Here is a 24,871-nt window from a genome sequence, read left to right as displayed (position 1 = left end):
TGTGTTTAATCGGCTGACCTTTTAGCGCCACGGGCCAGCCTGTAAAATACTTCGTCCATATTATCTGCCTGGTACTGCTGTTTCAGGCGGGCGGGCGTATCCAGCGCTTCCACTTTACCGTCTACCATAACGGTGACCCGGTTGCAATATTCTGCTTCGTCCATGTAGTGAGTGGTAACGAAAATGGTAATCCCGGAGGCGGCTGCTTCATAGATCATATCCCAGAACTGCCGGCGGGTAACGGGGTCCACGCCGCCGGTAGGCTCGTCCAGAAATACAATACGCGGACGGTGAAAGATAGCCACTGAAAAAGCCAGTTTCTGCTTCCATCCTAACGGTAATGCCCCTACGAGCTTCTTTGCTTCGGCTGTCAGCCCCAGCGTGCGGATCAGGTCATTGCTGCGCCGGCGGATTTCCTGCATGGGTAACCCATATACGCCTCCGAAAAATTCTATATTCTCGGTTACAGTCAGGTTTTCATAGAGCGAAAACTTCTGACTCATATAACCGATATTCCGTTTGATGGATTCCTGCTGTTTATATACATCAAAACCTGCTACGGCAGCGGTTCCTGAGCTGGGGTAAGAGAGTCCGCAGAGTATGCGCATAGCTGTGGTTTTACCTGCGCCGTTAGCACCCAGGAAACCGAATATCTCCCCTTTCATTACATCAAAAGAGATTTTATTGACGGCGATAAAATCACCGAACTGCTTGGTAAGCTCTCTGCATTCAATCACTTTTTCTGCCATAGCATCAAAAATTTATGCTTCATTCATCAACCTGATGAAGCTGTCTTCAATAGTTGCGCGTATCTGTTTTACGGCTACGTTGCGGTGGCCGCGTTGCTCCAGCCATTCCTGCAGCTGCTGCGGGTTGGTATCCGGATGCCCGCGGAAGGTGATATGCAGGTATTCCCCGAAAGTATAACAGCTCTCCGTAGCCGGATCATTGCGCAGGTCCGTGAGCAGCCGGTAAATATCGGCTGCCTTGACGGCGAACAGCTGCGCGGGAAAAGTATCGATGATTTTCTCCGGGGTATCCACCGACATAATGCGGCCGGCCTGTATCAGCGCAATGCGCTCGCACAGTACCGCTTCATCCATATAGGGAGTGGATACCATGATGGTAATGCCCTGTTGCTTCAGTTGCTGCAGCATGGCCCAGAATTCCTTGCGCGATACTACATCTACGCCGGTCGTCGGTTCGTCCAGGAACAGCACTTCCGGTTTGTGGATCAGCGCACAGCACAGCGCCAGCTTCTGTTTCATACCACCTGACAACTTTCCCGCGCGGCGGTTGCTGAATGGCTTTATCTGTTCGTAAATATCTTTTATCAGGGTATAGTTTTCTTCAATAGTGGTACCGAAAAGAGTAGCAAAGAAATGCAGGTTTTCTGCCACGGTAAGATCCTGGTAAAGCGAGAAGCGGCCGGGCATATAACCTACCCGGTTACGTATCTCCCGGTAGTTTTTCACGCAGTCAAAACCCAGCACGCTGGCTGTTCCTTTTTCAGGCAGCAGCAATGTGGTAAGGATACGGAAAACAGATGTTTTTCCTGCACCATCCGGGCCAATCAGTCCGAAAAGCTCTCCCGGAGATACTTCCAGCGATACGTCATCCACAGCGGTGACCTTACCGTTCTCGTATGTTTTTGTGATATGATCCAGTATAACGGCACTCATCGCAGAAAATTTATTTATCAAGCAACATTTCTCCGTACATGCCTATCTTCAGATAGCCGTCGTTCTTCACCTGTATCTTTACAGCGTATACCAGGTTGGCGCGCTCGTTCTTTGTCTGAATCGTTTTAGGTGTAAATTCCGCCTTATCTGCAATCCAGGTGATGATGCCTGGATAGGATTTCCAGGATTTCCTTCCCTGGTCAATGCGTACCTGCACCGGTTGGCCCAGTTTGATCTGTGGTAGCTTTTCGCCTGTGATATAGGCTTTCAGCCGAAGGGTATCTGTATTGGCAATTTTATACAGCGGTTTTCCCGTGGTAGCCATTTCTCCGCGCAGTGCATAGCGGGAAAGCACAATACCGCTCACCGGGTTTACGATCACGCCTTTGCGTGCCTGCTCCGCATACTGGGCGACGGCCTTTTCCAGTGGCGCCTTTTCACTGAGGATGCTGCGGTTCTGGGTAGCGATGTTGGAGTTGTTGAGATTAATTTCCTGGCGGGTAACATTCAGCTGTTTTTCCAGCTGATCTACCTGTGCATTGATGTCGTCCAGCTGTTTTTGTGTAGCAGCATCGCTTTTCACCAGGTTCTCCGTACGCTTTCTCTCGTGGTAAAGTTGCTGCAGCTGGGCTTCCTGTACGATGAGTTTCCGCTTTACCAGTTCTGTCTGCGGCGCGGCCGTATTGGTTTTTTCCTGCAGTGCGCCGATGGTAGCCAATGCCTGTTCCTTCTGCAGGTTGGCGATGGTCACATCTATCTGGCCAACAGTCTGGCCGGCAGTCAGCCTGTCGCCCTCATTTACCGCGAAGGCGAGAATAGTGCCGTTCTGTTCAGCAGATACGATAACTTCATCCGCTTCAAAATTTCCTGAAGCGTCATAATCCTTTTTGCCGTTGCCACAGGCCCACAACATTGTTACAGCGGCTGTAAGCAGTATGGTGTTGTATTTCATATACGGAGTTTAATCAGTTCCCGGAAGTATTTTTATAAGTGTACTGCGCCTGCAGCCATTGTATCTGATGGAGGATGCGCGCTTGCCTGGCGAGGTTTTCCGCGTTTACCTGCTGAATATATTCGTGTACCGTGATGATTCCGTTGTCCAGCTGCGCTTTGGCGGAGCGGCTCACGGCAGCACGCAGCCGGATAGCCGCATCATCCTGTTCTGCCATGGCTGCGTATTTCTCTATGTCCTGAGCCTGCTGCTGCATGCTCAGCGTGGTATTGAAAGCAAATGTTTCCTTGTTTACATCCAGCAGCTGCCGGCTGATATCCAGCTGCTGCCGGTTATTCTTCAGGGAATACAAACTGCCGAGGGACCAGCTGAGCCGTATGCCGCCGATCCACCAGGGACCGAATTCATTTTTGACAATATTGAGGGAGGGGCGGCCGTAAGCGCCCTGTATAAAGGCGTTCAGGCGGGGCAGATAACCTGATTGCAGCTGTTTTTGCTGTACGTCGTATGATTTTTTCTGCAGATCGTATAAAGCCAGTTCAGGGCGGTTGATAGTTGTTGCAGGAGATATGCCTGTGGGGTAAGTCAGCCGTACGCTGTCTGACAACGGCCGGTTGATGAAAGCTGCCAGTACTTTCGTATAGGCTTTACGGTTAGCAGCAAATTCTGTAGCGGCAATATCCACATTTACGATCTCTGCTTTCAGTTCGTCTACATTGCTCCGGTAGGCTACGCCATTGGCGAGGGCAGCGCTCATTTTATCGGCAGCTGTCTGCAGGTCGCTGCGGCGCAGGGCATTCTGCTGCAACTGCGCCTCCATCAGCAGGATCGCGAAATACAGCTGCGTCACGCGCTCTTTAACCGCGTACAGGCTTACTTCCAGTTGCTGTTGCTGCACCGCCTCGCTGGTACGGCTGGCTTCTTTCTGAAATTTTGCGACGCTGCCATCATAAATCTGCTGGGTGATTTCTCCCTGAATCTTGTACTGATCTTTGCTCAGCACCGGGAATCCCATGCCTGGAACCGGCGGAATAACTTCTCCGAAATTAATCACCTCCGACTGGTAGCTGGCCTGCCCGCTGATGGTCAGCTGAGGCAGGTACGCTTTTCCGGCATTCTCCACCGCATATTTTGCCGTACGTGCAATCAGGCCATGTTGTTTGATGAGTGGATAGTTCTGCCGCGCCAGCGTGTAACACTCGTCGAGCGTCAGAGGCGCTTCCTGCGCACGGGCATACGAAGGCCCCGCTGCCAGCGCGATCAGGCAAAACCATGTTTTACTTAAACGCATGCTATCAGTTTGAATTATTGTTTTAAAAACTTGTTCAATCCATAGACAAAAAAAACCGGTGTTACCCGATCATTCCTTTGATCCAGACGGGGATCAGCTTCTTACGTTCTTCCATCAGTGCTTTGAACTCAGCCGGTTTTACAATGCCGTTGTTCTGCAGGATGGGCCTGGCCAGGAATGGCAGTACCAACATCCCGAAAGTATTCATGATGATATGCACGGGGTTGTAATTCACCTTCAGTGCGCCTATCTGTTTAAAGAAGTGCGACTGGAACAAGGTCTCCTTCTTTGCATGGGAGGAAAAAATATCATTGCCGGACAGTATCTCATTTACCAGGAACAACGGGAAATCAGGATTCTTCAGCAGCAGATTCACATAATGATCCGCCAGCGCACCCACCTTTTCTTCCAGCGATGTTTCCTCCTTATCAAAGATGCGGCTTACATCTCCTATCAGCTGCTGTACTGTTTCCTGCATGATTACCTGGAACAGCTTTTCCTTACTGCGGAAATAATAGTTGACCAGCGACAGGTTAATATCCGCTTCCGCGGCTATGTCCCGCACTTTGGTACCGGCATATCCTTTCTTCGTAAACACCGTTCTGGCTGCCGCCAGTATTCTTTCTTCCGTAGAAGCATCTCTTTTTTCCTTCTTGCCTGTTCCTGCAGCCATTTATTCTGATTTTTGGTATTAAATATCCGGATTTCCGAATCAAAAGTAATCATTTTTCCGAATATTGAACATTTGTTTTAAACAATTGTTCAATTTTTTTTCAGTAAGAAGCATGCGCATGGTTTTTCTGAAAGATAAAAGCCCCATACCGGGGCTTTTGCTACCGGCATTATTGCTACCGGATTTGACACATTAACATCTTTTCAGGGCGTATGAAAAACTTCCTCCATGGGCGTCCATATTTCTCCGGCCTTTTCTGCTTCCGGCAATGGCAGCTGCATGGCATCTGTCTCGCGCCACCATCTTTGCGTAACGGAATCTTCCCCCATTTTGCGCATGTCCGCTTTAAAATCGTTGCCTGTATATTCGAAATATCCGAAGAGATAAAACCTGCCATCTATCTCTCTGAGATAAATGGAATAATTGCGGATGTTGCAACTCCGGATCGTCTTCAGCACACCAGGCCAGGCTTTCGCATGCAACTCCTTGTAATAGCCGATCTTGTCCGGCTTAATGCCGGTTACCATGGCATAACGTGTAACTTTGGCGGAAGGCTCAGACATACAGCCCGCCGATAAGACGGTAGTTACGCTGATGCACACTATCCGGAGGAATGATGTTAAATATGGCATGTAAAAAGTTTAATCAGATAACAGGAATATCTTCTACCGGCCCGTTCATCTCCAGCATTACCACCTGTCCGGCCTTTATGCCAGGCAGGTTCAGTTTAATATCATCTGCAGATTGTTCAACGCTGACAGCTGTTCCATTCATCAGCGCCGCCTTTTGTACTTTCCGGCCCGGAATATTTTTCAATACCAGGGAAGAACGGGAAGCATCAAGCACATGAATGTATATCCTGTTCCCTTTCCTGGTAGCCGTAAAAATATCACCAGGGGCATACGGGCCGCCAAGCGTGCCGTAAACTGCCTCTCCGTTCACCTTTAACCAATCTCCGATCTCACGTAAACGGGTTATCTGCCGCGCTTCGATGCGACCGTCCGGCATAGGTCCTACATTCAGCAACAGGTTACCATTTCCACCGGCTGTACGCGAAAGAATATTCAGACACTGGCTCAGGGGTTTCATCTTATCATTTGGCTTCCATGACCACTGTTCGCAAATGGTGAAACAACTTTCCCAGGGCATTTCCATATTCATCCGGCCCACCGTCTGCTCCGGCGTATCATAGTCTCCGATCATTTTTGATGCATCGATCTGTTTGTTCTCTACAGCCGCGATTTCTTTTCCCAGCCTGTTATTGATAATAACGGAAGGCTTCAGGCGCTTCAGGTAGGCATACATGTCTCTGCCCATATCTTCTGTCCAGGGCTTTTCCCAGCCCCCATCGAACCACAGCATGTATGGATCATATTTCGTGATGAGTTCTTTCAGCTGATCTTTCATGAACTGCACATATCTGCTCATGTTCGCGGAAGAATCGATGCGCTGGTCATTCGATCCGTGAATGGGATAATCAGGATGATACCAGTCGAGCACCGAGTAATAGATGCAGAATTTAATCCCCTGTTTTTTACACGCAGTCGCCAATGCGCCTACTATATCGCGTTTGTAGGGCGTAGACATAATATCATATTCGGTATATGCAGAAGGCCAGAGACAAAAACCATCATGGTGCCGGGCAGTGATGGTCAGGTATTTCATACCTGCATCCTTCGCTGTTTTCACCCATTCATCTGCATTAAACAACACCGGATTAAACTCTTTGTAAAGATTATCATATTCTTCCTTCGGCACAGATCCTCCGCGGGTCCAGCCGATCTCTGTCCCACGCAATGTTACCGGCCCCCAATGGATAAACATGCCGAACCGCATTTTCATAAATTCCTTTAACGTGGCCTGCTGCGCAAAGCTCACCTGCAAAACGCCCAACAATATTACTGTCAGACCAACAATTTTCTTTAGCATCAGTTTGATTTTTAAATTTGATTGATAACTCAACGGAATATCCCGTATAAAACTGCCATTACCAGCAGCAACAGAGCAGATAAAAATTTATAATTGCCGACACCACTCCATCCCTTGCTCTGCAAGGGTTCCAGGAATCCTTTCCAGTACAGGCCGCTGTCTTTCGTGTGTACATCTGCAGGAAAAATAAACGTAAAGCAGATCTGCAATATCACACAAACAACAAACAGGTAAAACGCCATCATCATAAAAGGAATACCGCCCAGCCAGCCTTCGGGATATACTTTGTTGATGGTATACACGGTGGCGCCCAGCAGAGAACCTAGCCATAACGTAAGTTGCGCAGAACGGGGTGAGGCTTTTGCCCAAAAGATCCCCAGCAGAAACACGCAGGTGATAGGTGGCGCAATATGGGCAATAATATCATTGATCCCTTCAAACAGGCTCTGGTAGAGGTTCAGCAAGGGAAGCAGCGCAACCGCAACCAGCAGGGCGATACCGGAAGCCCAGCGCCCCGCTTTCACCAGCTCTTCGTCTGATGTCTGCGGCCTGAAGCGTTTATAAAGGTCATAACTGGCAAGTGTGGCAATGGAATTCAACGCACCTGCGATCTGACTCATCAGGCCCGACAGCAGCGCTGCTACAAGTATACCAATCAGCCCTCCTGGTAAGAGCTGGGTAATCATCAGGGTATAAATACCTTTCGTATCTGTCACGGTTTTCCCATCCGTAGCGGTGTGCTGCAGCGCTGAAATATCCAGCGCGCCTGTTTTGAAAAGCACATACGCCAGCAGGCCAGGCAATACAAAAATGAATACCGGCAGTATTTTAATGAACCCACAGAACAAGGCGCCTGCACGTGCATGATTTTCGTCCTTTGCACCGAGTACGCGCTGAACGATTGTCTGATCTGCACACCAGTACCAGATGCCCAGCACCGGATATCCCAGAAATACGGCCATCCACGACATACCGGAAGGATCTCCGGCAGGCCGTATCATACTGAGTTTGTCTGCCTCTCCTGCTGCCGTTAATACCTTCGTTACCTGATCCCAATGGCCAACCCTGTTCCAGGCAGCTACCGTGATAATCACGGCGCCGGCTATCAGCACCACACTCTGCACTGATTCCGTCACCACTACCGCGCGTAAACCGCCCACAATGGTATAAAGTCCGGTGAGAGCGGCGATCGCGATAATACTGACATATATATTAATGCCGAACAACGTTTCCAGCACAATACCTCCCGCCAGAAAAGAAAAGGCAATATGAATCACGACGGCTGAAATGATGGATACAATAGCCAGCCAGTCGCGGCAGGCACGGTTATATCGCCTTTCCAGGAAATCCGGCAGGGTGGCAACGCCGGAGCGGATATAAAACGGTACAAAAAAAAGTGCGAGCAGCATCAGTGTAAAGGCCGCCATCCATTCGAAATTACCGTTTAGCAGCCCTGTATCGAAACCGCTCTGGGCAAGACTTACAAGATGAAGGCAGGAAATATTCGTGGCAAACAGGGCCAGGCCGATCATCGGCCAGCGAAGCGTTTTCCCGGCGAGAAAATAAGCGCCGGACGCAGGGCCGGTATCGGGTCGTTTCCTTACGCCTGCCCACAATCCGATAGTAACAATAAAGAGAATATAACCGATTGAAATGATAATATCTGTTGTACCGATCATGGCTGATTATTTAAGGTCGCAGCTACTGCCCGGCTCCTGCGGCGTAATATACACGCCGTTCTCAATCCTGACAGGATGTACGAAATGTGCAGAAAGATGCGGAATATGTTCCAGGAAAAGGGCTTCGTGCCCCATGGCGATATGATTGAACAGCACCAGATGCTGATGCAGCTGCCCCATATCTCCGACATGCGGAACAACCGGCACACCAAATTTCCTGCACAACAGGCTGATGGTGATGAACTCGCTGACACCACCCACACGTACCGCATCCACCTGCATGAATCCGGCGCAACCCGCCTGCAGATAGTTTTTGAACAGCACACGGTTGGGAACATGTTCTCCCACTGCCAGCTTCACCGGCGCAACCGATTTTGCGAGAATGGTATGCGCCTGCACATCGTCCGGATGCGTGGGCTCTTCCACCCAGTAAGGATTCATTTTTTTCAGCTCCTCACAGATCGCAATGGCCTGTGGCAACGTCCATTGCTGGTTTGCGTCGAGCATCACCTTCACATTGCTTCCTACTGTTTCCCGAACGATGTTGGCGCGGCGTATGTCCCGCAATGCATCTTTCGATCCGACTTTCAGTTTCATGGCAACAAACCCCTTATCCAGTGCAGCCTTACAGTTTTCTCTCACCTGTTCATCATCGTAACTGAACCAGCCCACAGATGTATCATATCCGGGATATCCGGCAGCCAGTACCGCTTCGCGCGCAGGTGCGCCGGGTGCTGCATCGCGTAACAGCTGAATGGCTTCTTCCCTGGTCAGCACGTCTTCGAGATAGGAAAGATCGAGTGTGTTTACGATCTCTTCGGGGCTGAGACTTATCAACAGTTTCCACAGCGGCAGGCCTCTTTTTTTTGCCCAGAGATCGAAACAGGCATTGGTCACGGATGCGAGGCCCAGATGCACCACGCCCTTGTGAGGTCCCAGCCAGCGGAATTGCTGTTCATTTGACAGTTCATTGAATGTGTTGCCAAAGTCAGCCATCAGCGTTTCGATGCCGCGCCCCTGCAACCGGCTGGCGTAAAACCCGGCCGCACGGCACACCAGATCATTGCCTTCACCCAGTGTAAAAGCCAGGCCGGTACCGCTGATGCTGTTGCCGTCCAGCAGTTTGGTAACGGCATACGCATATTGCGGATCTTTATGAATGGCATCGCTGCCCGCGCCGTTCTTCAGCTCATAACGCGCATCACTGATTTCGAATCGTTGTATCATGCTATGTTTAAAAATTTCCGGTATTTCAAAACGGACATGTGCGGTAGCCGAGTTCCGCGCCGCCGCTCACGGGCAGTATACAACCTGTAATGAATCTTGCTGCATGGCTGAGCAGGAATACGCAGGCATCTGCAATCACATCTCCTTCGGGCATAGGACCAAGCGGATGAAGCCTGTCCAGGTACTGTTGCATTACGTCTGCATTCGGCTGCTCGCTGCTCCATTTTTCCAGCATCGGCGTACTCACGGCTGCCGGCGCTACCGCATTCACCCGGATACCATATGGTGCATAGTCCAGCGCCATCGCTTTGGTAAGCGCACTCACGGCTCCTTTCGTTGCTACATATGCAGCGTGATTGTTCTGCCCGATCGTGCCCACCAGCGAGGTGGTGGATAAAATGGATCCTTTCGATTCCCTGAGATGCGGAAAGGCAAAACGTGTGGTGAGGTAAATACTTTTCAGGTTCACATCCATCAGTGCCTGCCATTCTTCTTCCGTGGTATCATGCAATGGACTGGAAGGCTTTGCCAGCCCGGCATTGTTATGCACCGCGTCAAGCCGGCCATGCAGGGCCGTTATGGCGGATATGGTTTCTTTCACATCCGTTACGCTGGTTACATCACAACGCCGGAAAAGATGGCCACTTCCGGGAAGCTCAGCTATCCTGTCCCGCCCGCCTTCATTTATATCTGCGATACAAACTGCGGCGCCGGATTTTGCAAAAGCCACCGCGCACTCCCATCCGATGCCATCAGCCCCGCCCGTAAGCAGGATCACTTTATCTTTAAGCATGTGCTGTTTTTTTTATGAAGTAACAGGATTCCTCCCATTAACAGGTCTGAACATTCTTCCTAAACAAAAATAATATGCTACCTGCTGCGGGTCTACCGTTGCTTTGATAAATACTGTGCAGATATTTGCTTAAAATATGCCTAACTATTGATAATCAGGACAAATAACGGTTATCATTTAAGAAATAATGCATATTTTAGCCATATACTGAATATTCTAATCAACAATAAGTTAATATGAAGCCAGTTTTTGCCAAGATCCGGGAAGATGGTCAGATGAATGTATTTGCCGTACGGGTGATTGATCTTCCGTATTTCACCACAGAATTTCACTTTCACAAGGAATGTCAGATGGTATATGTAGAGCAAAGCGAAGGCAAAAGGATTATTGGCGATAGCATTGAAGACTTCAGCAGCGACGAGCTTATTCTTCTCGGGCCAGACATTCCCCATGTCTGGCACAACAACAGCAAGTATTTTGATAAGAAAAAGAAGGGAAACAATGCACGTTCCGTCGCCTTATTTTTTCATCCTGAAAAATTACTGGCGGCGATGGAAATCTTCGGCCTTTCGAAACAGGTAGTGTCGCTGATGAGAAAATGCAGCCGTGGCATGAAGTTTCATGGCGCTACCAAACAGGCCCTGAAAACGCTTTTGCTGGAAATGACCACGCAGGACCAGCTGACGCAGCTTTCCACGTTTATACAGGTGCTTGAAAAACTCTCGCATACCAGAGAATATGAGCTGCTGGCCAGCGAGGGATATGTTAATACCTACCAGATGAAAGACAATGATCGTATCGACATTGTTTTCAAATATGTTTTCAGCGACTTCAAAACAGATATCCACCTCGATAAAGCCGCAGCGATGGTAAATATGAACAAGCAGGCATTCTGCCGGTATTTCAAAAACCGCACACAGAAAACGTTCGTGCAGTTCGTCAACGAAGTACGGATCGGGCACGCCTGCAAACTCCTGGCGGAAGGGCCGCAGCAGATATCCCTGCTTGCATTTGAATGCGGATTCAACAGTCTGTCCAACTTCAACCGCTTTTTCCGCGAAATCAAAAACGTATCACCGAAAGAATATATCAAGCTCCTTTCCGCCTGACAACAGACGAAGTTTATGAAAATCAAATCATTATACTCAATTCATATAACTATCATCCGGAGGAATTTATCTCCGGAAATCCCGGAAGGAGCAAAACCCGCAGCTATTTTATAACTTGCCTGTATAACAGCGCAACCGGAACAACCATGAACATAGAGCAGGAATTAAAGCAGATTTTACCTGAGACAAGGATTAAAACCAGGTATATAGATGTTATCTCCTTTGCGTCAGACGCAGGATTTTACCACCTGGTACCTGCCGCCGTAGTACAACCTGTGGGAGAAGCAGAAATCATCGCCCTCTTCCGTTTCTCGCAGCAGCACCGGATACCACTGGTATTCAGAACCGGCGGCACCAGCCTGTCAGGACAGTCTATCACCGACGGCATACTGGTAGACCTGAGCCAGTTCTGGAATAAGATACAGGTAGAAGATGCCGGCAACCGCGTGCGGGTACAGCCAGGCATTACCGGCGCAATGGTGAATGCCCATCTGAAAAGGCATTCCCGCAAAATAGGTCCTGATCCCTCCAGCATCAGCGCCGCCATGATGGGCGGTATTCTCTCCAACAATTCCAGCGGCATGTGCTGCGGCGTTGTCCAGAACTCTTATCATACCACCCGTTACATACGCTTTATACTGCCCGATGGCAGGGCTTTCAGCACAGAGAATCCGGCAGACTATCAGCGGTTCAAGGACCAGTGTCCGGAGCTGTTTCTGCAGCTGGCCACTTTCCGGGAACAGATCACGAGCGATGAAAAGCTGCAGCAGCGGATCCGTTATAAATACCAGACTAAAAATACGGTGGGCTATTCGCTGAATGCTTTTATCGATTATGCGCACCCGTTAGATATACTGGCACATCTGCTCATCGGTGCGGAAGGCACGCTGGCATTCATCGCAGAAGCCGTACTGGACACCGTGCCGGATTACGCCTTTAAATCCACTGCCCTGCTCTACTTCCCCACCATCTATGATGCCTGCCAGGCCATTGTGCCACTCACCCGGGCAGGCGCGCTCATGGTAGAGCTGATGGACAGAGCCTCGCTGCGTGCCGTAGAAAATATGGATGGCATCCCTGCTATAGTGAAAACACTGCCGCCAACCGCTGCTGCGCTGCTCGTAGAGTTCCAGGAGAACAGTCAGCAGGAACTGGACACGAGGGTACAAAATTTCCTGGCATCAACCGGCAGGCTGTCGCTCTCCGAAACACCAGTATTCACCACCGATCCTGCAGCACAGGCCTTCTTCTGGAAAATCAGGAAAGGGCTGTTTCCTGCTGTGGGCGCAGTACGCGCCAGCGGTACCACCGTCATACTGGAAGACATTGCCTTCCCCGTGGAAAAACTCGGCGACGCCATCTCCGATATACAGCAGCTCTTCCTGCAATACAATTACCTGAATGCCATCATCTTTGGTCATGCCAAAGATGGCAACATACATTTCGTCGTTACCCAATCCTTTAACACGCCGGATGAAGTAACGCGCTACGACCGCTTCCTGCGCGACGTGGTTACGCTGGTAGTGGACAAATACGACGGCACCCTCAAAGCAGAACACGGCACCGGCCGCAATATGGCGCCCTTCGTGGAAACCGAATGGGGAGGCGATGCCTATGAGATCATGAAGAAAATAAAGGCCGCCGCAGATCCGCACGGCCTGCTCAACCCCGGCGTTATCATCAACAGCGATGCGGAAGTACACCTGAAAAACCTGAAGGAGCTTCCTGCAGTGGAAGAGGAAGTAGACCGCTGCATCGAATGCGGCTACTGTGAGCATAAATGCCCCAGCCGCGATATAACGGCAACGCCCAGACGAAGAATCGTTATCCGGCGCGCCCTGAAGAAACTGGAAAACGACGGCGATAAAAAACATTACCAGCTGCTGCTGGACCAATATCAGTACGATGGCCTCGAAACCTGTGCAGTAGATGGCCTCTGCGCTACCGCTTGCCCCGTAGATATCAACACCGGCGACCTGGTAAAACGCCTGAGAAGGGAAAACCATTCCGCCTCCGCCAACAAAATGGCACTCCGCGCAGCCCGCCATTTTAAAACAGTGGAAGCCACGGCGCGCATGGCCATAAAGACGGGCGCCGCCATCAACAGTATATTCGGCGAAAAAGCCATGATAAATATCACCGCGGCACTGCGGCGGCTCATCCCCGCCATACCGCTATGGTCCGCGGAAATGACCCCGCCACCGCATCTCAGCATACTGAAAAGCACTGCTGCACCAGCTTCTGGCCAACAAGACACCATCGTATATTTTCCGGCATGCATCTCCCGTATGATGGGCAGCTATAAAGGGAAAAGCAAAAACCTGCTGGAGACATTTATGAGCATATGCCGTAAATCCGCCATCAGCGTCATCGTTCCGGAACAACTCAGCGGCAGCTGCTGCAGCCAGATATTTTCTTCCAAAGGCTTTAAAGATGCCTACGCCTGGACTGCCAACAGCACCATAGAGAAAATGTGGGCCGCCTCCCGCAACGGCGCCCTCCCGGTGGTAACTGATGTCAGCTCCTGCGCATACACCCTCCATCACGTACGCCCGGTGCTCACTGCAGCCAACCAACAGAAATTCGATCAGCTGCGTATACTCGACAGCGTAGACTTTCTACATGAATATATCCTTCCGCGCGCTACCGCTTCGCAGAAGAAAAAGAACATCGTGCTGCACCCCGTATGCTCGCTGGAGAAAATGAAAACCACCCATAAATTTATAGCCATAGCCAACCATTTCGCAGAAGAAGTGACCGTTCCCAAAAATGCCGGATGCTGCGGCATGGCCGGCGACCGGGGCTTCCTCTTCCCCGAACTAACGGCATCGGCCACACGTCCCGAAGCCACCGAGCTGGCACACCACTCCGCCGATGGCTATTATTCTTCTACCAAAACCTGCGAAATAGCTATGTCCACAGCAGTGAAACATAACTATGAATCCGTGTTGTACCTGGTAGATGAAACACTATGAGATATTTTCGGATTTTGGAATTTTGGAATTTTGTGATTTGAAATGCAGCGAAGATTTTCGCGAAGAACAATCGCTGCATTTCAAATCACAAAATCACAAAATCCGTAAATATTCATCAATATCTGCGCACGCTCTCTTCATTTTAATTCCTTACTTTGATGCTAAAAGTTATACCATTGAAAAAGCTCCTTTTACTCCTGGCCCTGCTTCCTGCTGTGACGGGCCTCCAGGCGCAGACGCGCAGCCTCGCCAACTTCAGGGATTTTACCGGATGGCACCAGGATGTTCCGGCTATGGATACGGATAGTTCCGTGAAAACGCCTTTCATTATCCGGAACGGATATATGGTCAGCCTGGCTAAACCGCAAGGTCACCTCATTACCGATGCCTCCTACGAGAACTACCGGTTGCAGGTGGAATACCGCTTTCCCGGTACACCCGGCAACTGTGGCGTGCTGGTACATGCTTCCACGCCCAGGGTGCTATACGGCATGTTTCCTAAATCAATGGAATGTCAGCTGATGCATAAAAATGCGGGCGACTTCTGGTGCATAGGGGAAGATATTACCGTGCCAGACATGGAAACCCGCCGGGGACCCAAAGCGGAATGGGGTGTTGTGGATGGAAAAAAACGCCGCATCAAAAACCTCACGGACGACTCAGAGAAACCATTGGGGGAATGGAATACCATGGTGATCGAATGCGTAGGCAATGCCGTGAAAGTATGGGTGAACGGTGACCTCGTTAACTACGGGGTTAACTGCACCGCCAGCAAAGGCAGTATAGCCCTGCAGGCCGAAGGTTCGGAAGTGGAGTTCAGAAAGATTGATTTAACACCGATAACAAAACTGACAGAATAAATGAAACAACTGATTGTACTGGTATCACTGATGATCGCGGGCAGCACCGGCAGCTATGCGCAAACATACAAAGGCCCTGTCAGCACCAATGCAACCTATCTGGCTACTATCAAAGGTATCAGCTTTACCTACAGCAAGGGTACGGTAACGGTAAAAAACAACGGCGCGTATAACCTGGCTGAAATTCGTATAGCCATTACCTCTGAAACAGATAAGGACCTTTATGGTATTGCATTGTTTGAAGACGGCCTGAATAAAGGCGAAACGCTGCAGCAAAAAGTATATTTTACCCATGATGAAACAGAAGTACCACTGAAAGATATTGATGAAAAGAAACTGGTGATTACCATCGATAAGGCCGTCAGGGCCAAATAATCAGGGTAATGGTTACTTACGCGGGAATGCAGCTGTGGCGGCATCTCCCGCGTATTTTATTTCCGGCGCTTCCCTTGGATGTTGATTCCATTCATCTTCAAAATACAGTAAGCTGCTGATGCTGATTCCGGAAGATCGCTTTACTTTAATGACATGCTCGGCATCCGCAGCACGTACGGCGCTGACGCCCGAAAGCACGGCTCCCTTTACATCTTCCAGGAACAGGGCATAACGGCTGTCTCTCTTCTCATACCGGAATGAACTTTCCTTTACTGTCAGTCCTGTTACATGCCGCGCCCACAATCCATAGGCAGGCTGTACTTTAAGATTGGCGGCATTGTACTGTCCCACACCCAGTTCCGGTGGTGTGCAGGCTGTATCTGACAAGGGATTTCCTCCTTTATCGGTGATATGTACATCCGTGAAGGAAACGTTTTCGATATATCCCGTATGTCTGCCATCGGGTAACCGGAAATCAAGCCCGCCGCTAACACTGTCCGTATCCGGCAATGCGTAGCCGGCAATAATGGAGGTAGCGCGCTTCTGGGAGCCATCGTAGGATTTCCAGCGTTGCCCGTTGTAGGAACTGCCGCTGTATACTGCTGTTATATCAATGCCGTTGATAAGGATATTTTCCACGCTGCCGATGTTTACATTTTTCACCAGCAGCTCTTCACGTTGCCTGCCGTTTTCTGTGAAGGTATATTTACCGGTGACGGCGCCCAGCACCCTGGCCCGGTTGGAGATGGAGAGGAAAAACGGCGCAGCGGTCCGGTACATGCGCGAGCGGGCGTGAATCCGCCCGGTATGGCCGCAGTTCAGGTGTATGTCCTTGATGTGTCCTCCGTCGTTGGTGGAGATGGAAAACCCTGCTTTGTTCGCGCCCAGCACCCAGATATTATCCACGCAGATGTCCGTGATATCATCCGCAGTTTCGGAGCCTATCTGAAACAGGTTGCAGTTGGTGTCTCCGATAATATTGCGTACCCGGTAATGCCTTGCGGGACGGGTAAATCCGAGGGAGCAGTCAGATCCCGGCTTGATGATGTCATCGGAGCTGACACGGGAATATATATTGGTAGCCATTACCTGATTGCAGGCCATAAAGTCGAAAATATCGCGGGCGTTGCGCTGACTGTATTTCCCGAAATAGATATTATGTACATAGATACTATCCGTACCTGTGGCGAGCAATACAAAATGTCCGGCCTGGTCTATATGCAGCATATTGCCCTGGTCTGTAATTTTCGTACCCCCGTTACCGGTATAATACGGTTCATCTGTGGTTTCATCGTACCACAGGTCTTCCGGGCGGTATATGCCTCCGATTTCCAGGTTGGTGCAGCATTTGAGTACAAACATTTTATCAGCGCGCTTATCCGGTGTATTGTTCATGACTTTATCACTGGTAGCGAGATGACCATCGCCGGTGATACGGCCGTTTCCGATGATTTTCACATTATCCAGTCTTTCTCCGAAGAACATGGCATTGCGGAAATAGTGGTGGCCTACATCCTGTTTGGTGAGGTAGTTTTCCGGATCAGCGTAGGGACCTGTATCAGTGGGCGAAAGGCCGGAGCGGTAGCGTTTATCGCTGAACCAGGTTGTTTCCGGTGCGTCTGCACCTGGTAATGCCTTGATGGTAGCGGTTTTATCTACATACAGGTATACGTTGCTCTGCAGGTGAACGGTACGTACGCCGTAGCTCCCTTCGGAGAAGCGCAGCGTGCCCCCGCCGATGCGGTGCAGGTACAGTACCGCAGCGTTGACTGCAGCAGTATAGTCATCTCCTGGTTTGCCGGCGGCGCCGAAGCGTTTAATATCCATCATCCCCGTGAAACCGTATACGGTATTGGAATATCCTTTGTTGCTGCCGCTTTTCACGGCGAGGCGGAAGGCATACAGCCTGTCCGGCAGCAGACCGGTGACCATTGCTGTATTGCCGGTGATGACTGCCCGGCAGGACTGCCAGGTGATGCCACTGTCCGGCGATTGCTGAAGAACCACATTTTTATTGTCCGCAACCGCGTTCCAGCGGAAGCTCATATTCGTATAGTCATGGGAGATAGTATGAAAAGGTTGTCCGCTTGCCACCACTCTTTCCAGATCAGCAATATGACGTGTAGCCGTTAACGTGGCAGCAGTGGTTTCACTATGCAGTACTGCCGGCTGTGCGGTGATATAACTGGCCTTGAAGTGATAGGCTCCGGGTGCGGGCACTGTAACGTTCCGGATAGTCAGTACTACATCCGGGCCGTTGGCAGGCCGGAGATCCAGGTGGCGTAGTGTGAGTCTGTGCCGTTCTATGTCAAAGGTGCCGGTGCGGGTATAGGAGTATTTTGTGCCGGTGCGGCCGATTGATTGGGAAGCCAGGTCTTTCAGTTTTACGGCTCCCCGGCCGATGATGTTGACAGTAGTGTTTTCCGGTGTGATGACAATCTGCTCCGGCAGTTCAAACTGTACGGTGGCGTCAGGTGATCGCTGGCCGGCGGTAAAGTGCAGTGTAATATCCTTTTGCGTAGCAGCCGTCAGGTAAGGTTGCAGCAATGTCAGTCTGGCATTCAGTGCCAGCGGTTGCAGCAGCAGCCGGAATACGGCCGTTTTCCGGCCATTGGTCAGCAGCAGCCTGTCTCCGGTAACAATCATACCTGACTGCTTCGTAGTGCCGTGAGCGTTAGTTACGGTGTACTGTTGTCCAGGCTGCGGAGGTAACTCTGCCAGTAAGGTAGGTACATCTGCTCCGGTGGATACGGGTCCCTGATCTTCCGGCGAGTCAACGGTGAAGGCGTATGTGCTGCCATTAACCAGGAAAATGGTATCATGGCTGATGCCTGCAACATGCGTGGCTTCCGGCAGGATGACCGGCCTGAGCTGCGCACTGGCTGCCCCGCTGCAAAAAAGGAGAAGGAACAGCCATCTCCCGGTTGGTATAGCTTTCATAACAAAGAGAATCAGTTCTGTGGAATAATGTCAATTTAAACAATCGATTGAAATTTTGATTCTTTCTGTTAAGAAAATACCTGTTTCAGGTAAAAAAAGTCCGGAACCTTTTCAGGTCCGGACTACGGATCATTTCTCAGTTTCTCCAGCAGCCGGTTAAGCGTGGCCACTTCTTTGTCATTCAGTGCGGCGTACACGTCATCTACGTCCTCCAGGTGGGCCGTTACGGTACGCACCAGTGTTTTTCCTTCGGTGGTGAGCATTACGTCAATCAGCCGTTTATCTGCTGCACTGTCTTTCTTCTTCACGAGGTGTTTCAGCACCAGCCTGTCTACCAGCCGGGATACGCCGGCATTCTTCTCAATCATCTTCTCCAGTATACCGGAGGTAGACATGGGCATGTCTGCATCCAGCAGTATCTTCAGCACATTGTACTGCTGGGAGGTTAATCCGTATGCAGCAAAGAATACCTGCGACTGCTCGTACACCTGGTTAAATGTTCTGACCAGGTTAATACCCAGCAGTCTGCGTGCAGGTAGCGCTTCTCCGCGCGCGTTTTTATTTTTCTTCATAAAGATATATTACTGGATCAGGTAACCTCCGTCAACCGGCAGATAAGCGCCTGTGCAGAAACTGGCGTCGTCTGATGCCAGGAAGAGAAATGCTTTTGCAATTTCTTCCGGTTTCCCCAATCTTTTCATGGCATGTTTTGACTCCATGTAAGCTCTGTAATCTGTCCCGGAAGCGGAATTATCCAGCAGCAACGGCGTTTCGACGTATCCCGGTCCGATAGCGTTCACCCGGATGTTATGTGTAGCATTTTCCAGGGCGCCTACCCTGGTAAGCCCTACCAGCCCATGTTTGGAAGAGGCGTATGCCGCAATGCCCTGCTCTGCAACCTGGCTCATGATAGAACCCATGTTCACAATAGCGCCGCCGCCAGACTGCCGGCGCATCTGTTCAATCTGGTATTTCATACCATAAAAGACGCCGCTCAGATTGATATTCAATACCCGCTGCCATTCTTCCGGCGTTTTCTCATGAATAGGCGCGCTATCTACTATCCCCGCATTATTCAATGCTATATCCAGACTGCCGAATTCCGCTACGGTGGTTTCCACCGCCTGCTTCAGGTCTTCATGCCGGGATACATCGCATGTTACAAAGATAGCTGCTGTTCCTTCCCGGCGTACTTCTTCCAGTACGGCGTTATTTTCTTTCAGATCTGCAATAACCACCCGGGCTCCTTCTCTGGCAATCAGTATGGCAGCAGCTTTACCGATACCGGAATTACCGCCGGTGATGAATGCCACCTTGTTCTCAAACCGTTTCATGACATAAATATTTACAGGTGAAAATGATATTTTACCGTTTTATTCAAATTTAATGATTAATCATCAATGTCATATCATCAATTTTGTTAAAATCTGCCGGCAGATAAATTTCCCGTGAGGAGTCCGGATAATTTTTTTGCAGAATCCATAATATTTCCTAGCTTCATAGTCCAGACCCCAGGTATTAAGTCCAGACCCCAAATTTCAGACGATTAGCACGTAACACCTCAAATCCAATAGAGCACAATGTTCGAAGCGTGTCAATTTTACCTTTGCTATTACTAACCGGACAATACTGAAGATCTGCGCAACAATTTTTTCATGATGTAAAATTTTATTCCGGCATCGCAACAGGCGGCCCGGCAACTGTCACTACACACTGCACTACCGCAGGGATACGGCGATACCCTGATTCATGAACACTTTCAGGGCAGCCACACTCCGCGCATGCAATCCTTCAGCGCCGCCGCTTTTGTATTGTTACCGGCAGATATACGCCGGTCAACACTTATAGCTGTTACAGCTTACGGCACATAGTATCCGTACTGTACATGAACAACGTATGTCTGCTACACCGCAGCGTCCACGTTGCCAGTCGTACTATTGCCGTTTGCTTCCCCGAAAACGAATTTCAGATCCGTCTGAGAACAGATACCTATTGCGTATACATAACGATCACGCGTTCATGAAAGAGCACATCATCATCAAAGTAGTGACTGCCGTCCGGGATCTTCTCCCGGAGCCGGTTCCGTACTGGATGGATTTCATCAGCGATAAAACCAATGTGGTGGAAAGATTCCATCCTGATATAGACCGCATCTTCGCGGAGCATCACTTCCGCTTCTGGACAACGCGTGAATACAAGCCCCGTACGCCCGGGCAATGGAGCTCCGACGAACAGGCCTCCCGCCTCCATCTTACCTACCGTCTCATCCTGCAGCAGCATGGGAGCCTGCCGGACAATGCCATAGCACAGATCAGACACCTGCCCTTTGTGGCGGAACTCCGTACCCTGCAGATCGGCACAACAGAATTTCCGGGAGAAGTGGCCGCTGCGCTCACTGTACCCGCTACTGATCCCGGCGATATGATCTATCTCCCCTACGCGAAAGAATGGACCAAAGGCGTCAGGGATATTCGTATAGCCGTTCTCGATACCGGCGCTACCTTCAGCCACCCGGAACTGGAAGATAAAATAGTGCTGCGTAAAAATTTTGTAGACCTGCAGGGACTGGATACCTCTTCCTTCATTGGCGATGTACTGAACATCAACGCCCTCCCGGAAGACCAGGTAGGCCACGGCACCCATGTATCGGGCATCCTGGCAGCACGCGGACTTAAAATGAATGAAGGCGTATGCCCGTCGTGCAGCCTGATGGTGGTGCGCGTACTCGCCGCCATGCGCAGCGGAGAACGTATCGTAGGCGCAGGCATTGTGGATAATATCAACAACGGCATTAAATGGGCGGTGGACAATGGCGCGGATGTCATCAATATGAGCCTGGGTATTAAGCATTCCGGCGGCGGGCTGCCTCATGAAGACATCGTGAAGTATGCACTCAGCAAAAACGTTACGATTGTAGCCGCCAGCGGTAATGACGGCACCTCCGAAAAATACTATCCCGGCGCACTCGAAGGCGTATTCGCCGTTGGCGCGGTGGATAACGGCGGACAGGTAACAGGCTTCACTTCCTTTGGCGCCAATATCAGTGTGGTAGCCCCCGGATCCAATATATACAGCTCCTATCTCAACAACGGCTATGCGCTTTCTTCCGGTACCTCCCAGGCCTCGCCCTTCGTAAGCGGCGCCGTAGCGCTGATGAAATCCTACGCCGCAGAGAAAGGAAAAAAATTATCCAACAACGATATCAACTATATCCTGAAAAATACGTCCGACAGGCTTACGAGTAAAGTACGGGATCAACGCGCAGGTTATGGCCTGCTCAACCTGGCTGATTCTTTCAAAATGCTGAACGCTATTTTATCATAATTCTTTTAAACAATAATGTCAATGGCAACGCTCAACTTTTTCCCTTCGTCCAACGGCGTTAAAATACGCAGAACCAATGTTACGACCAATGGGGTCAGCGCAGACATCGATGTGAACGTAAAGGGACAACTGGCTTATCTCAACGATCTCATCAGCAAGCCCATTCTCACCCGCGATTATGATAATGGCTGGCAGGGGCCTGATGATACATCGGTCGCCGATTTTATCACCCTGCCGCTCAAAGCGCGTCGCATAGGCAGCAAATACAAGGAAGAACAGCAATGGGAAGATGACAGCCTGCTGTACACTTTCTATAACGCCGTTAACCGCAACAATTACGACGCAAAAGCTGCCACCATCAGCAACGGCAGTACCTACAAGGTATACAGCCTGGAAGAATATATTGATGCAGAAGAAAAACTCTCCCTGCTGAAATTTGATTTCACCGACCGGCTGGCCAATAACTGGAACAACCTGGATCTCAATACCCGCACTATTCTCAGCTATCCCGGCATCGTCAACTACCTGCTGGCGATGGGATATAATGCAGGATACACGGAAGTAAACGGACTCACCAACTTCATTTTCGGCAACCGCGCCGGCAAGCGTAACGTAGTCGCCTACACGCAGGTCAGCGCCGCCCGCCAGTACATCCATGCAGATAAGGTAGATGTTACCTTCAATTCGGAAACCAGCCCGGTCATACTCGACCTGCTGAAAGGCAATCCCTCTTTCTCTTCCCTGACATTTAACAATTTCGTGGAAAAGGTAGTGGGTAACTATGTCTCCAACAGCAAGGAACTGGAACTGCTGAAGCACTCCAAATACTTCGATGATATTCCGGCCGTCATGATCCCGAAGCTGATCAGAATGATCAAGCAATCCATACTGCCGGTAACCGCCGGCAATATAGACACCTTGCTGCCCATCTTCATGAATGAAATAGAAAATACACCCGGCTGGGAAGATGATACGGAAACCACGGAAGATGACGGCTCTCCTGATTTCAGCGTGGTATTCCTCGATGAAGACGCCTCTGTGGTACAGGTGCTGGCAGATAATATCCGTTGCGCGGCGCAGATGTTCTACTCTATGACGCTCGGTGATGAACTGGATATTTTCAGCGTCGTGAATTTCTTTACACATAAATTCATGGTACGCGGCAACATCCAGATTGCTGATACACAACTGCGGGAAGATCTGCAGCTGTATGTGTTCTCCAATAAATTCACCCATCCCAGAACCGGCAGAATAGTTGACCGTACCCGGCCTGCTGAAAGACAGATGTTCTACAAACAGGTATTCAACTTCGGCAATGCACCGGTTACCGACGATGTAGTGGTGAACCGCGAGTTCCCGAAATGCTGGCGCATCCTGATTATGGAAGTGGCCCGCTACATACAGCGTGCACAGGACAGTCCGAACCCTGACAGTTATGTTTCCCGTCAGCCTGTTATGCAGGCCGTGGAAGATCTGCAGTATAACCTGTCTACCCACTGTTCCGGTATGGCTAACGTTATCTCCCCCATCATCTATGACGAGTTGTACTTCGTGATTAAACGCATACTCAGTCATCCGGAAGTGGTAAAACAACTGGTACCTGCCGGCGGCAACTGGTGGAAGGTAGTGGAAATGCTGTACCAGGGCATGAAACATCAGCGTCCGAAAACAACCATTCTGTATAACAAGGCCAAGCTGGGTTACGAAATACTCAATTCTGTGGCAGATTACAACCCTGTCACCTTTGAAGATGACAAACGTTTCTCCACTTTCATCAGCAACGTTGATGCTTTCATCATCAGCCAGGCACAGCTGCAGGGCCGTGATGAGGAAGACACAGAAGAAGAACCTGCGCACAGGCGTCACCGCGACCGGGAGCCGGACCGGCAGGAAGAAGAGGATAGTCCTTCCGGCGCCCCTCCCGCACCAGCCTCCGGAAAAGATGAGTGGGACTTCTGAGTAACATCAGGTATGGACACGGTTTGATTTCTTCTAACAAAAAAAGTATAACCAGCTATGGATATCAATGTAATACCATCTCACGGGCAAATCAGGGAAATGGCCAGGGCACAGGCACGGGAAGTGCTGGGCAGCAGTGATGTTTTCAGGAATATGCCGCTGGATGATCAGAAAAGTATTTACCTGTCACTGATAGACGACTATACCAGCAAACAGCTGCAGAAACATGGCCTTACCGAAAGTATGGCTACTGACAGTGGCAAGGATATGGGCTACAAAGGATACGATCCCGGTTTCTCCGGCGATACCAAATCTTTCAAGGAACTGGTGGACTCCGTAGACTTCCCGAAATTTGTGGCCGACCTGCTCAAGGCCGTATTCGATGCCAACCTGAAAGTGATGAAAACGCAGACAGACAGCTATATCAAGCTGATGAAAGAAGCGACTAAATCCACCGCCGATTTCATTAAAAAAGTAAAGGACGATGAAACCTTTGCCCGGCTGGCTGAATCACGCGGCGGACAATACAATGTCGTTTCCGAGAAACAGGCTGACGGCAGCAGCAAGCTGCAGCTCACCAATCCGGAAGGAGAACGCGCCGATCTGGAAGATGCAGAAGTGAAAAAACATATTCTCGAAGCAAAAATCAATATGGCAAAAGAACACCGGGCCGCACTCCGGGAAGTACTGCTCATGGGCGTTACGCGCCTGGTAGTAGAAAAAGGAGAGATCGATGCACAGGTAGAATTCAGCATTAAAGCCACCCGCGCCAGTACCGCGCACCACGACGATCAGAACATCAATACCGTCAATACACACTTTGAAGCAGATGGTGGTATACTCGGCGCTATCTTCGGAGGACCGTCCGTTACCGCAGATATTACCAATACCAACATACAGGTAAATACTTCCGATAAAAAGGCTACTGATGATCTGACCGCCACCCTAAAAGGACATGTAAATATCAAATTCAAAACAGACTACTTTAAACTGGATAATTTCGCCAATATGTACGCTGACGGCGGCGTGGCAGCGCTTCACCCGGCTGGTAACCAACCTGCTATCGCACCGCCTGCAGGAGTAGCGGCGCCACGTTAACAACC

Annotated in this window: 20 protein-coding genes; 7 read left to right on the top strand and 13 right to left on the bottom strand. The window is 50.1% G+C overall.

Features of this window, described 5'->3' with window-relative positions:
- Nucleotides 1–5: 5 nt before the first annotated feature.
- The 10 genes from GWG06_RS15335 to GWG06_RS15290 form a co-directional block, all read right to left on the bottom strand.
- On the bottom strand, nt 6–749 hold the full coding sequence (locus GWG06_RS15335; RefSeq protein WP_160714239.1) for an ABC transporter ATP-binding protein: 744 nt from the start codon (nt 747–749) through the stop codon (nt 6–8).
- 12 nt (nt 750–761) lie between these two features.
- Entirely contained in the window at nt 762–1,682 is a 921-nt protein-coding gene (locus tag GWG06_RS15330) for an ABC transporter ATP-binding protein (RefSeq protein ID WP_127036468.1), read from the bottom strand.
- Nucleotides 1,683–1,692: 10 nt separating this feature from the next.
- Nucleotides 1,693–2,634 carry an HlyD family secretion protein gene (locus tag GWG06_RS15325; RefSeq protein ID WP_160714237.1) on the bottom strand — a complete coding sequence of 314 codons (942 nt, stop codon included), beginning with the start codon at nt 2,632–2,634 and terminating at the stop codon, nt 1,693–1,695.
- A 13-nt stretch (nt 2,635–2,647) separates the two neighbouring features.
- Complete coding sequence (locus tag GWG06_RS15320; protein WP_160714235.1) at nt 2,648–3,925, bottom strand: TolC family protein; 1,278 nt, start codon at nt 3,923–3,925, stop codon at nt 2,648–2,650.
- A gap of 61 nt (nt 3,926–3,986) precedes the next feature.
- Nucleotides 3,987–4,598, bottom strand: coding sequence for a TetR/AcrR family transcriptional regulator (locus GWG06_RS15315; RefSeq protein ID WP_160714233.1), 612 nt, complete (start codon nt 4,596–4,598; stop codon nt 3,987–3,989).
- Between the two features lie 203 nt (nt 4,599–4,801).
- Nucleotides 4,802–5,230 (bottom strand): L-rhamnose mutarotase, encoded by a 429-nt coding sequence (locus GWG06_RS15310; RefSeq protein WP_202183027.1) that lies wholly within the window; start codon nt 5,228–5,230, stop codon nt 4,802–4,804.
- A gap of 13 nt (nt 5,231–5,243) precedes the next feature.
- Entirely contained in the window at nt 5,244–6,527 is a 1,284-nt protein-coding gene (locus GWG06_RS15305) for an alpha-L-fucosidase (protein WP_160714231.1), read from the bottom strand.
- Nucleotides 6,528–6,556: 29 nt separating this feature from the next.
- On the bottom strand, nt 6,557–8,206 hold the full coding sequence (locus tag GWG06_RS15300) for a sodium:solute symporter (protein ID WP_160714229.1): 1,650 nt from the start codon (nt 8,204–8,206) through the stop codon (nt 6,557–6,559).
- A gap of 6 nt (nt 8,207–8,212) precedes the next feature.
- Nucleotides 8,213–9,433 carry an enolase C-terminal domain-like protein gene (locus GWG06_RS15295; protein WP_160714227.1) on the bottom strand — a complete coding sequence of 407 codons (1,221 nt, stop codon included), beginning with the start codon at nt 9,431–9,433 and terminating at the stop codon, nt 8,213–8,215.
- A 25-nt stretch (nt 9,434–9,458) separates the two neighbouring features.
- Nucleotides 9,459–10,226, bottom strand: a complete 768-nt coding sequence (locus tag GWG06_RS15290) for an SDR family NAD(P)-dependent oxidoreductase (RefSeq protein WP_160714225.1) — start codon at nt 10,224–10,226, stop codon at nt 9,459–9,461.
- A 236-nt stretch (nt 10,227–10,462) separates the two neighbouring features.
- Here GWG06_RS15290 and GWG06_RS15285 point away from each other — a divergent pair, with 236 nt between their 5' ends.
- The 4 genes from GWG06_RS15285 to GWG06_RS15270 all read left to right on the top strand — a co-directional run bounded on the left by GWG06_RS15285 (nt 10,463) and on the right by GWG06_RS15270 (nt 15,545).
- The gene (locus GWG06_RS15285; protein WP_127036484.1) at nt 10,463–11,335 is read left to right on the top strand and encodes an AraC family transcriptional regulator; all 873 of its coding nucleotides are present in this window, start codon (nt 10,463–10,465) and stop codon (nt 11,333–11,335) included.
- Between the two features lie 146 nt (nt 11,336–11,481).
- Nucleotides 11,482–14,310, top strand: coding sequence for an FAD-binding and (Fe-S)-binding domain-containing protein (locus GWG06_RS15280; RefSeq protein ID WP_127036486.1), 2,829 nt, complete (start codon nt 11,482–11,484; stop codon nt 14,308–14,310).
- A gap of 176 nt (nt 14,311–14,486) precedes the next feature.
- Complete coding sequence (locus GWG06_RS15275; protein ID WP_160714223.1) at nt 14,487–15,170, top strand: 3-keto-disaccharide hydrolase; 684 nt, start codon at nt 14,487–14,489, stop codon at nt 15,168–15,170.
- Nucleotides 15,171–15,545 carry a hypothetical protein gene (locus GWG06_RS15270; protein ID WP_160714221.1) on the top strand — a complete coding sequence of 125 codons (375 nt, stop codon included), beginning with the start codon at nt 15,171–15,173 and terminating at the stop codon, nt 15,543–15,545.
- Between the two features lie 12 nt (nt 15,546–15,557).
- Here GWG06_RS15270 and GWG06_RS15265 read toward each other — a convergent pair whose 3' ends face one another.
- From GWG06_RS15265 to GWG06_RS15255, 3 genes are all read right to left on the bottom strand, one after another.
- Nucleotides 15,558–18,485: an endopygalactorunase gene (locus GWG06_RS15265; protein WP_160714219.1), complete on the bottom strand. Its 2,928-nt coding sequence runs from the start codon at nt 18,483–18,485 to the stop codon at nt 15,558–15,560.
- Between the two features lie 122 nt (nt 18,486–18,607).
- On the bottom strand, nt 18,608–19,057 hold the full coding sequence (locus GWG06_RS15260; RefSeq protein ID WP_160714217.1) for a MarR family winged helix-turn-helix transcriptional regulator: 450 nt from the start codon (nt 19,055–19,057) through the stop codon (nt 18,608–18,610).
- Between the two features lie 9 nt (nt 19,058–19,066).
- Complete coding sequence (locus GWG06_RS15255; RefSeq protein ID WP_160714215.1) at nt 19,067–19,819, bottom strand: SDR family NAD(P)-dependent oxidoreductase; 753 nt, start codon at nt 19,817–19,819, stop codon at nt 19,067–19,069.
- A gap of 685 nt (nt 19,820–20,504) precedes the next feature.
- On the opposite strand from GWG06_RS15255, the gene GWG06_RS15250 reads away from it, so the two are divergent.
- From GWG06_RS15250 to GWG06_RS15240, 3 genes are read left to right on the top strand one after another with little or no spacing between them, the layout of a single operon-like run.
- A complete protein-coding gene (locus GWG06_RS15250; protein WP_127036500.1) occupies nt 20,505–21,809 on the top strand; it encodes a S8 family peptidase in 1,305 nt (434 codons plus the stop codon).
- A gap of 21 nt (nt 21,810–21,830) precedes the next feature.
- Nucleotides 21,831–23,768 carry a hypothetical protein gene (locus GWG06_RS15245; RefSeq protein ID WP_160714213.1) on the top strand — a complete coding sequence of 646 codons (1,938 nt, stop codon included), beginning with the start codon at nt 21,831–21,833 and terminating at the stop codon, nt 23,766–23,768.
- A 57-nt stretch (nt 23,769–23,825) separates the two neighbouring features.
- The gene (locus tag GWG06_RS15240) at nt 23,826–24,866 is read left to right on the top strand and encodes a hypothetical protein (RefSeq protein ID WP_173962933.1); all 1,041 of its coding nucleotides are present in this window, start codon (nt 23,826–23,828) and stop codon (nt 24,864–24,866) included.
- Nucleotides 24,867–24,871 lie beyond the last annotated feature (5 nt).

It is taken from the genome of Chitinophaga solisilvae, from assembly GCF_009928525.1.
Classification (GTDB): domain Bacteria; phylum Bacteroidota; class Bacteroidia; order Chitinophagales; family Chitinophagaceae; genus Chitinophaga; species Chitinophaga solisilvae.
The sequence above is the reverse complement of the archived record's forward strand: the minus strand, read 5'-3'. Positions and strand labels throughout refer to the sequence as shown.

Excerpts from the sequence above, each read along its gene's own strand:
- GWG06_RS15335 (WP_160714239.1), bottom strand. The coding sequence starts at position 749 with ATGGCAGAAAAAGTGATTGAATGCAGAGAGCTTACCAAGCAGTTCGGT.
- GWG06_RS15330 (WP_127036468.1), bottom strand. The coding sequence starts at position 1,682 with ATGAGTGCCGTTATACTGGATCATATCACAAAAACATACGAGAACGGT.
- GWG06_RS15325 (WP_160714237.1), bottom strand. The coding sequence starts at position 2,634 with ATGAAATACAACACCATACTGCTTACAGCCGCTGTAACAATGTTGTGG.
- GWG06_RS15320 (WP_160714235.1), bottom strand. The coding sequence starts at position 3,925 with ATGCGTTTAAGTAAAACATGGTTTTGCCTGATCGCGCTGGCAGCGGGG.
- GWG06_RS15315 (WP_160714233.1), bottom strand. The coding sequence starts at position 4,598 with ATGGCTGCAGGAACAGGCAAGAAGGAAAAAAGAGATGCTTCTACGGAA.
- GWG06_RS15310 (WP_202183027.1), bottom strand. The coding sequence starts at position 5,230 with ATGCCATATTTAACATCATTCCTCCGGATAGTGTGCATCAGCGTAACT.
- GWG06_RS15305 (WP_160714231.1), bottom strand. The coding sequence starts at position 6,527 with ATGCTAAAGAAAATTGTTGGTCTGACAGTAATATTGTTGGGCGTTTTG.
- GWG06_RS15300 (WP_160714229.1), bottom strand. The coding sequence starts at position 8,206 with ATGATCGGTACAACAGATATTATCATTTCAATCGGTTATATTCTCTTT.
- GWG06_RS15295 (WP_160714227.1), bottom strand. The coding sequence starts at position 9,433 with ATGATACAACGATTCGAAATCAGTGATGCGCGTTATGAGCTGAAGAAC.
- GWG06_RS15290 (WP_160714225.1), bottom strand. The coding sequence starts at position 10,226 with ATGCTTAAAGATAAAGTGATCCTGCTTACGGGCGGGGCTGATGGCATC.
- GWG06_RS15285 (WP_127036484.1), top strand. The coding sequence starts at position 10,463 with ATGAAGCCAGTTTTTGCCAAGATCCGGGAAGATGGTCAGATGAATGTA.
- GWG06_RS15280 (WP_127036486.1), top strand. The coding sequence starts at position 11,482 with ATGAACATAGAGCAGGAATTAAAGCAGATTTTACCTGAGACAAGGATT.
- GWG06_RS15270 (WP_160714221.1), top strand. The coding sequence starts at position 15,171 with ATGAAACAACTGATTGTACTGGTATCACTGATGATCGCGGGCAGCACC.
- GWG06_RS15265 (WP_160714219.1), bottom strand. The coding sequence starts at position 18,485 with ATGAAAGCTATACCAACCGGGAGATGGCTGTTCCTTCTCCTTTTTTGC.
- GWG06_RS15260 (WP_160714217.1), bottom strand. The coding sequence starts at position 19,057 with ATGAAGAAAAATAAAAACGCGCGCGGAGAAGCGCTACCTGCACGCAGA.
- GWG06_RS15255 (WP_160714215.1), bottom strand. The coding sequence starts at position 19,819 with ATGAAACGGTTTGAGAACAAGGTGGCATTCATCACCGGCGGTAATTCC.
- GWG06_RS15250 (WP_127036500.1), top strand. The coding sequence starts at position 20,505 with ATGAAAGAGCACATCATCATCAAAGTAGTGACTGCCGTCCGGGATCTT.
- GWG06_RS15245 (WP_160714213.1), top strand. The coding sequence starts at position 21,831 with ATGGCAACGCTCAACTTTTTCCCTTCGTCCAACGGCGTTAAAATACGC.
- GWG06_RS15240 (WP_173962933.1), top strand. The coding sequence starts at position 23,826 with ATGGATATCAATGTAATACCATCTCACGGGCAAATCAGGGAAATGGCC.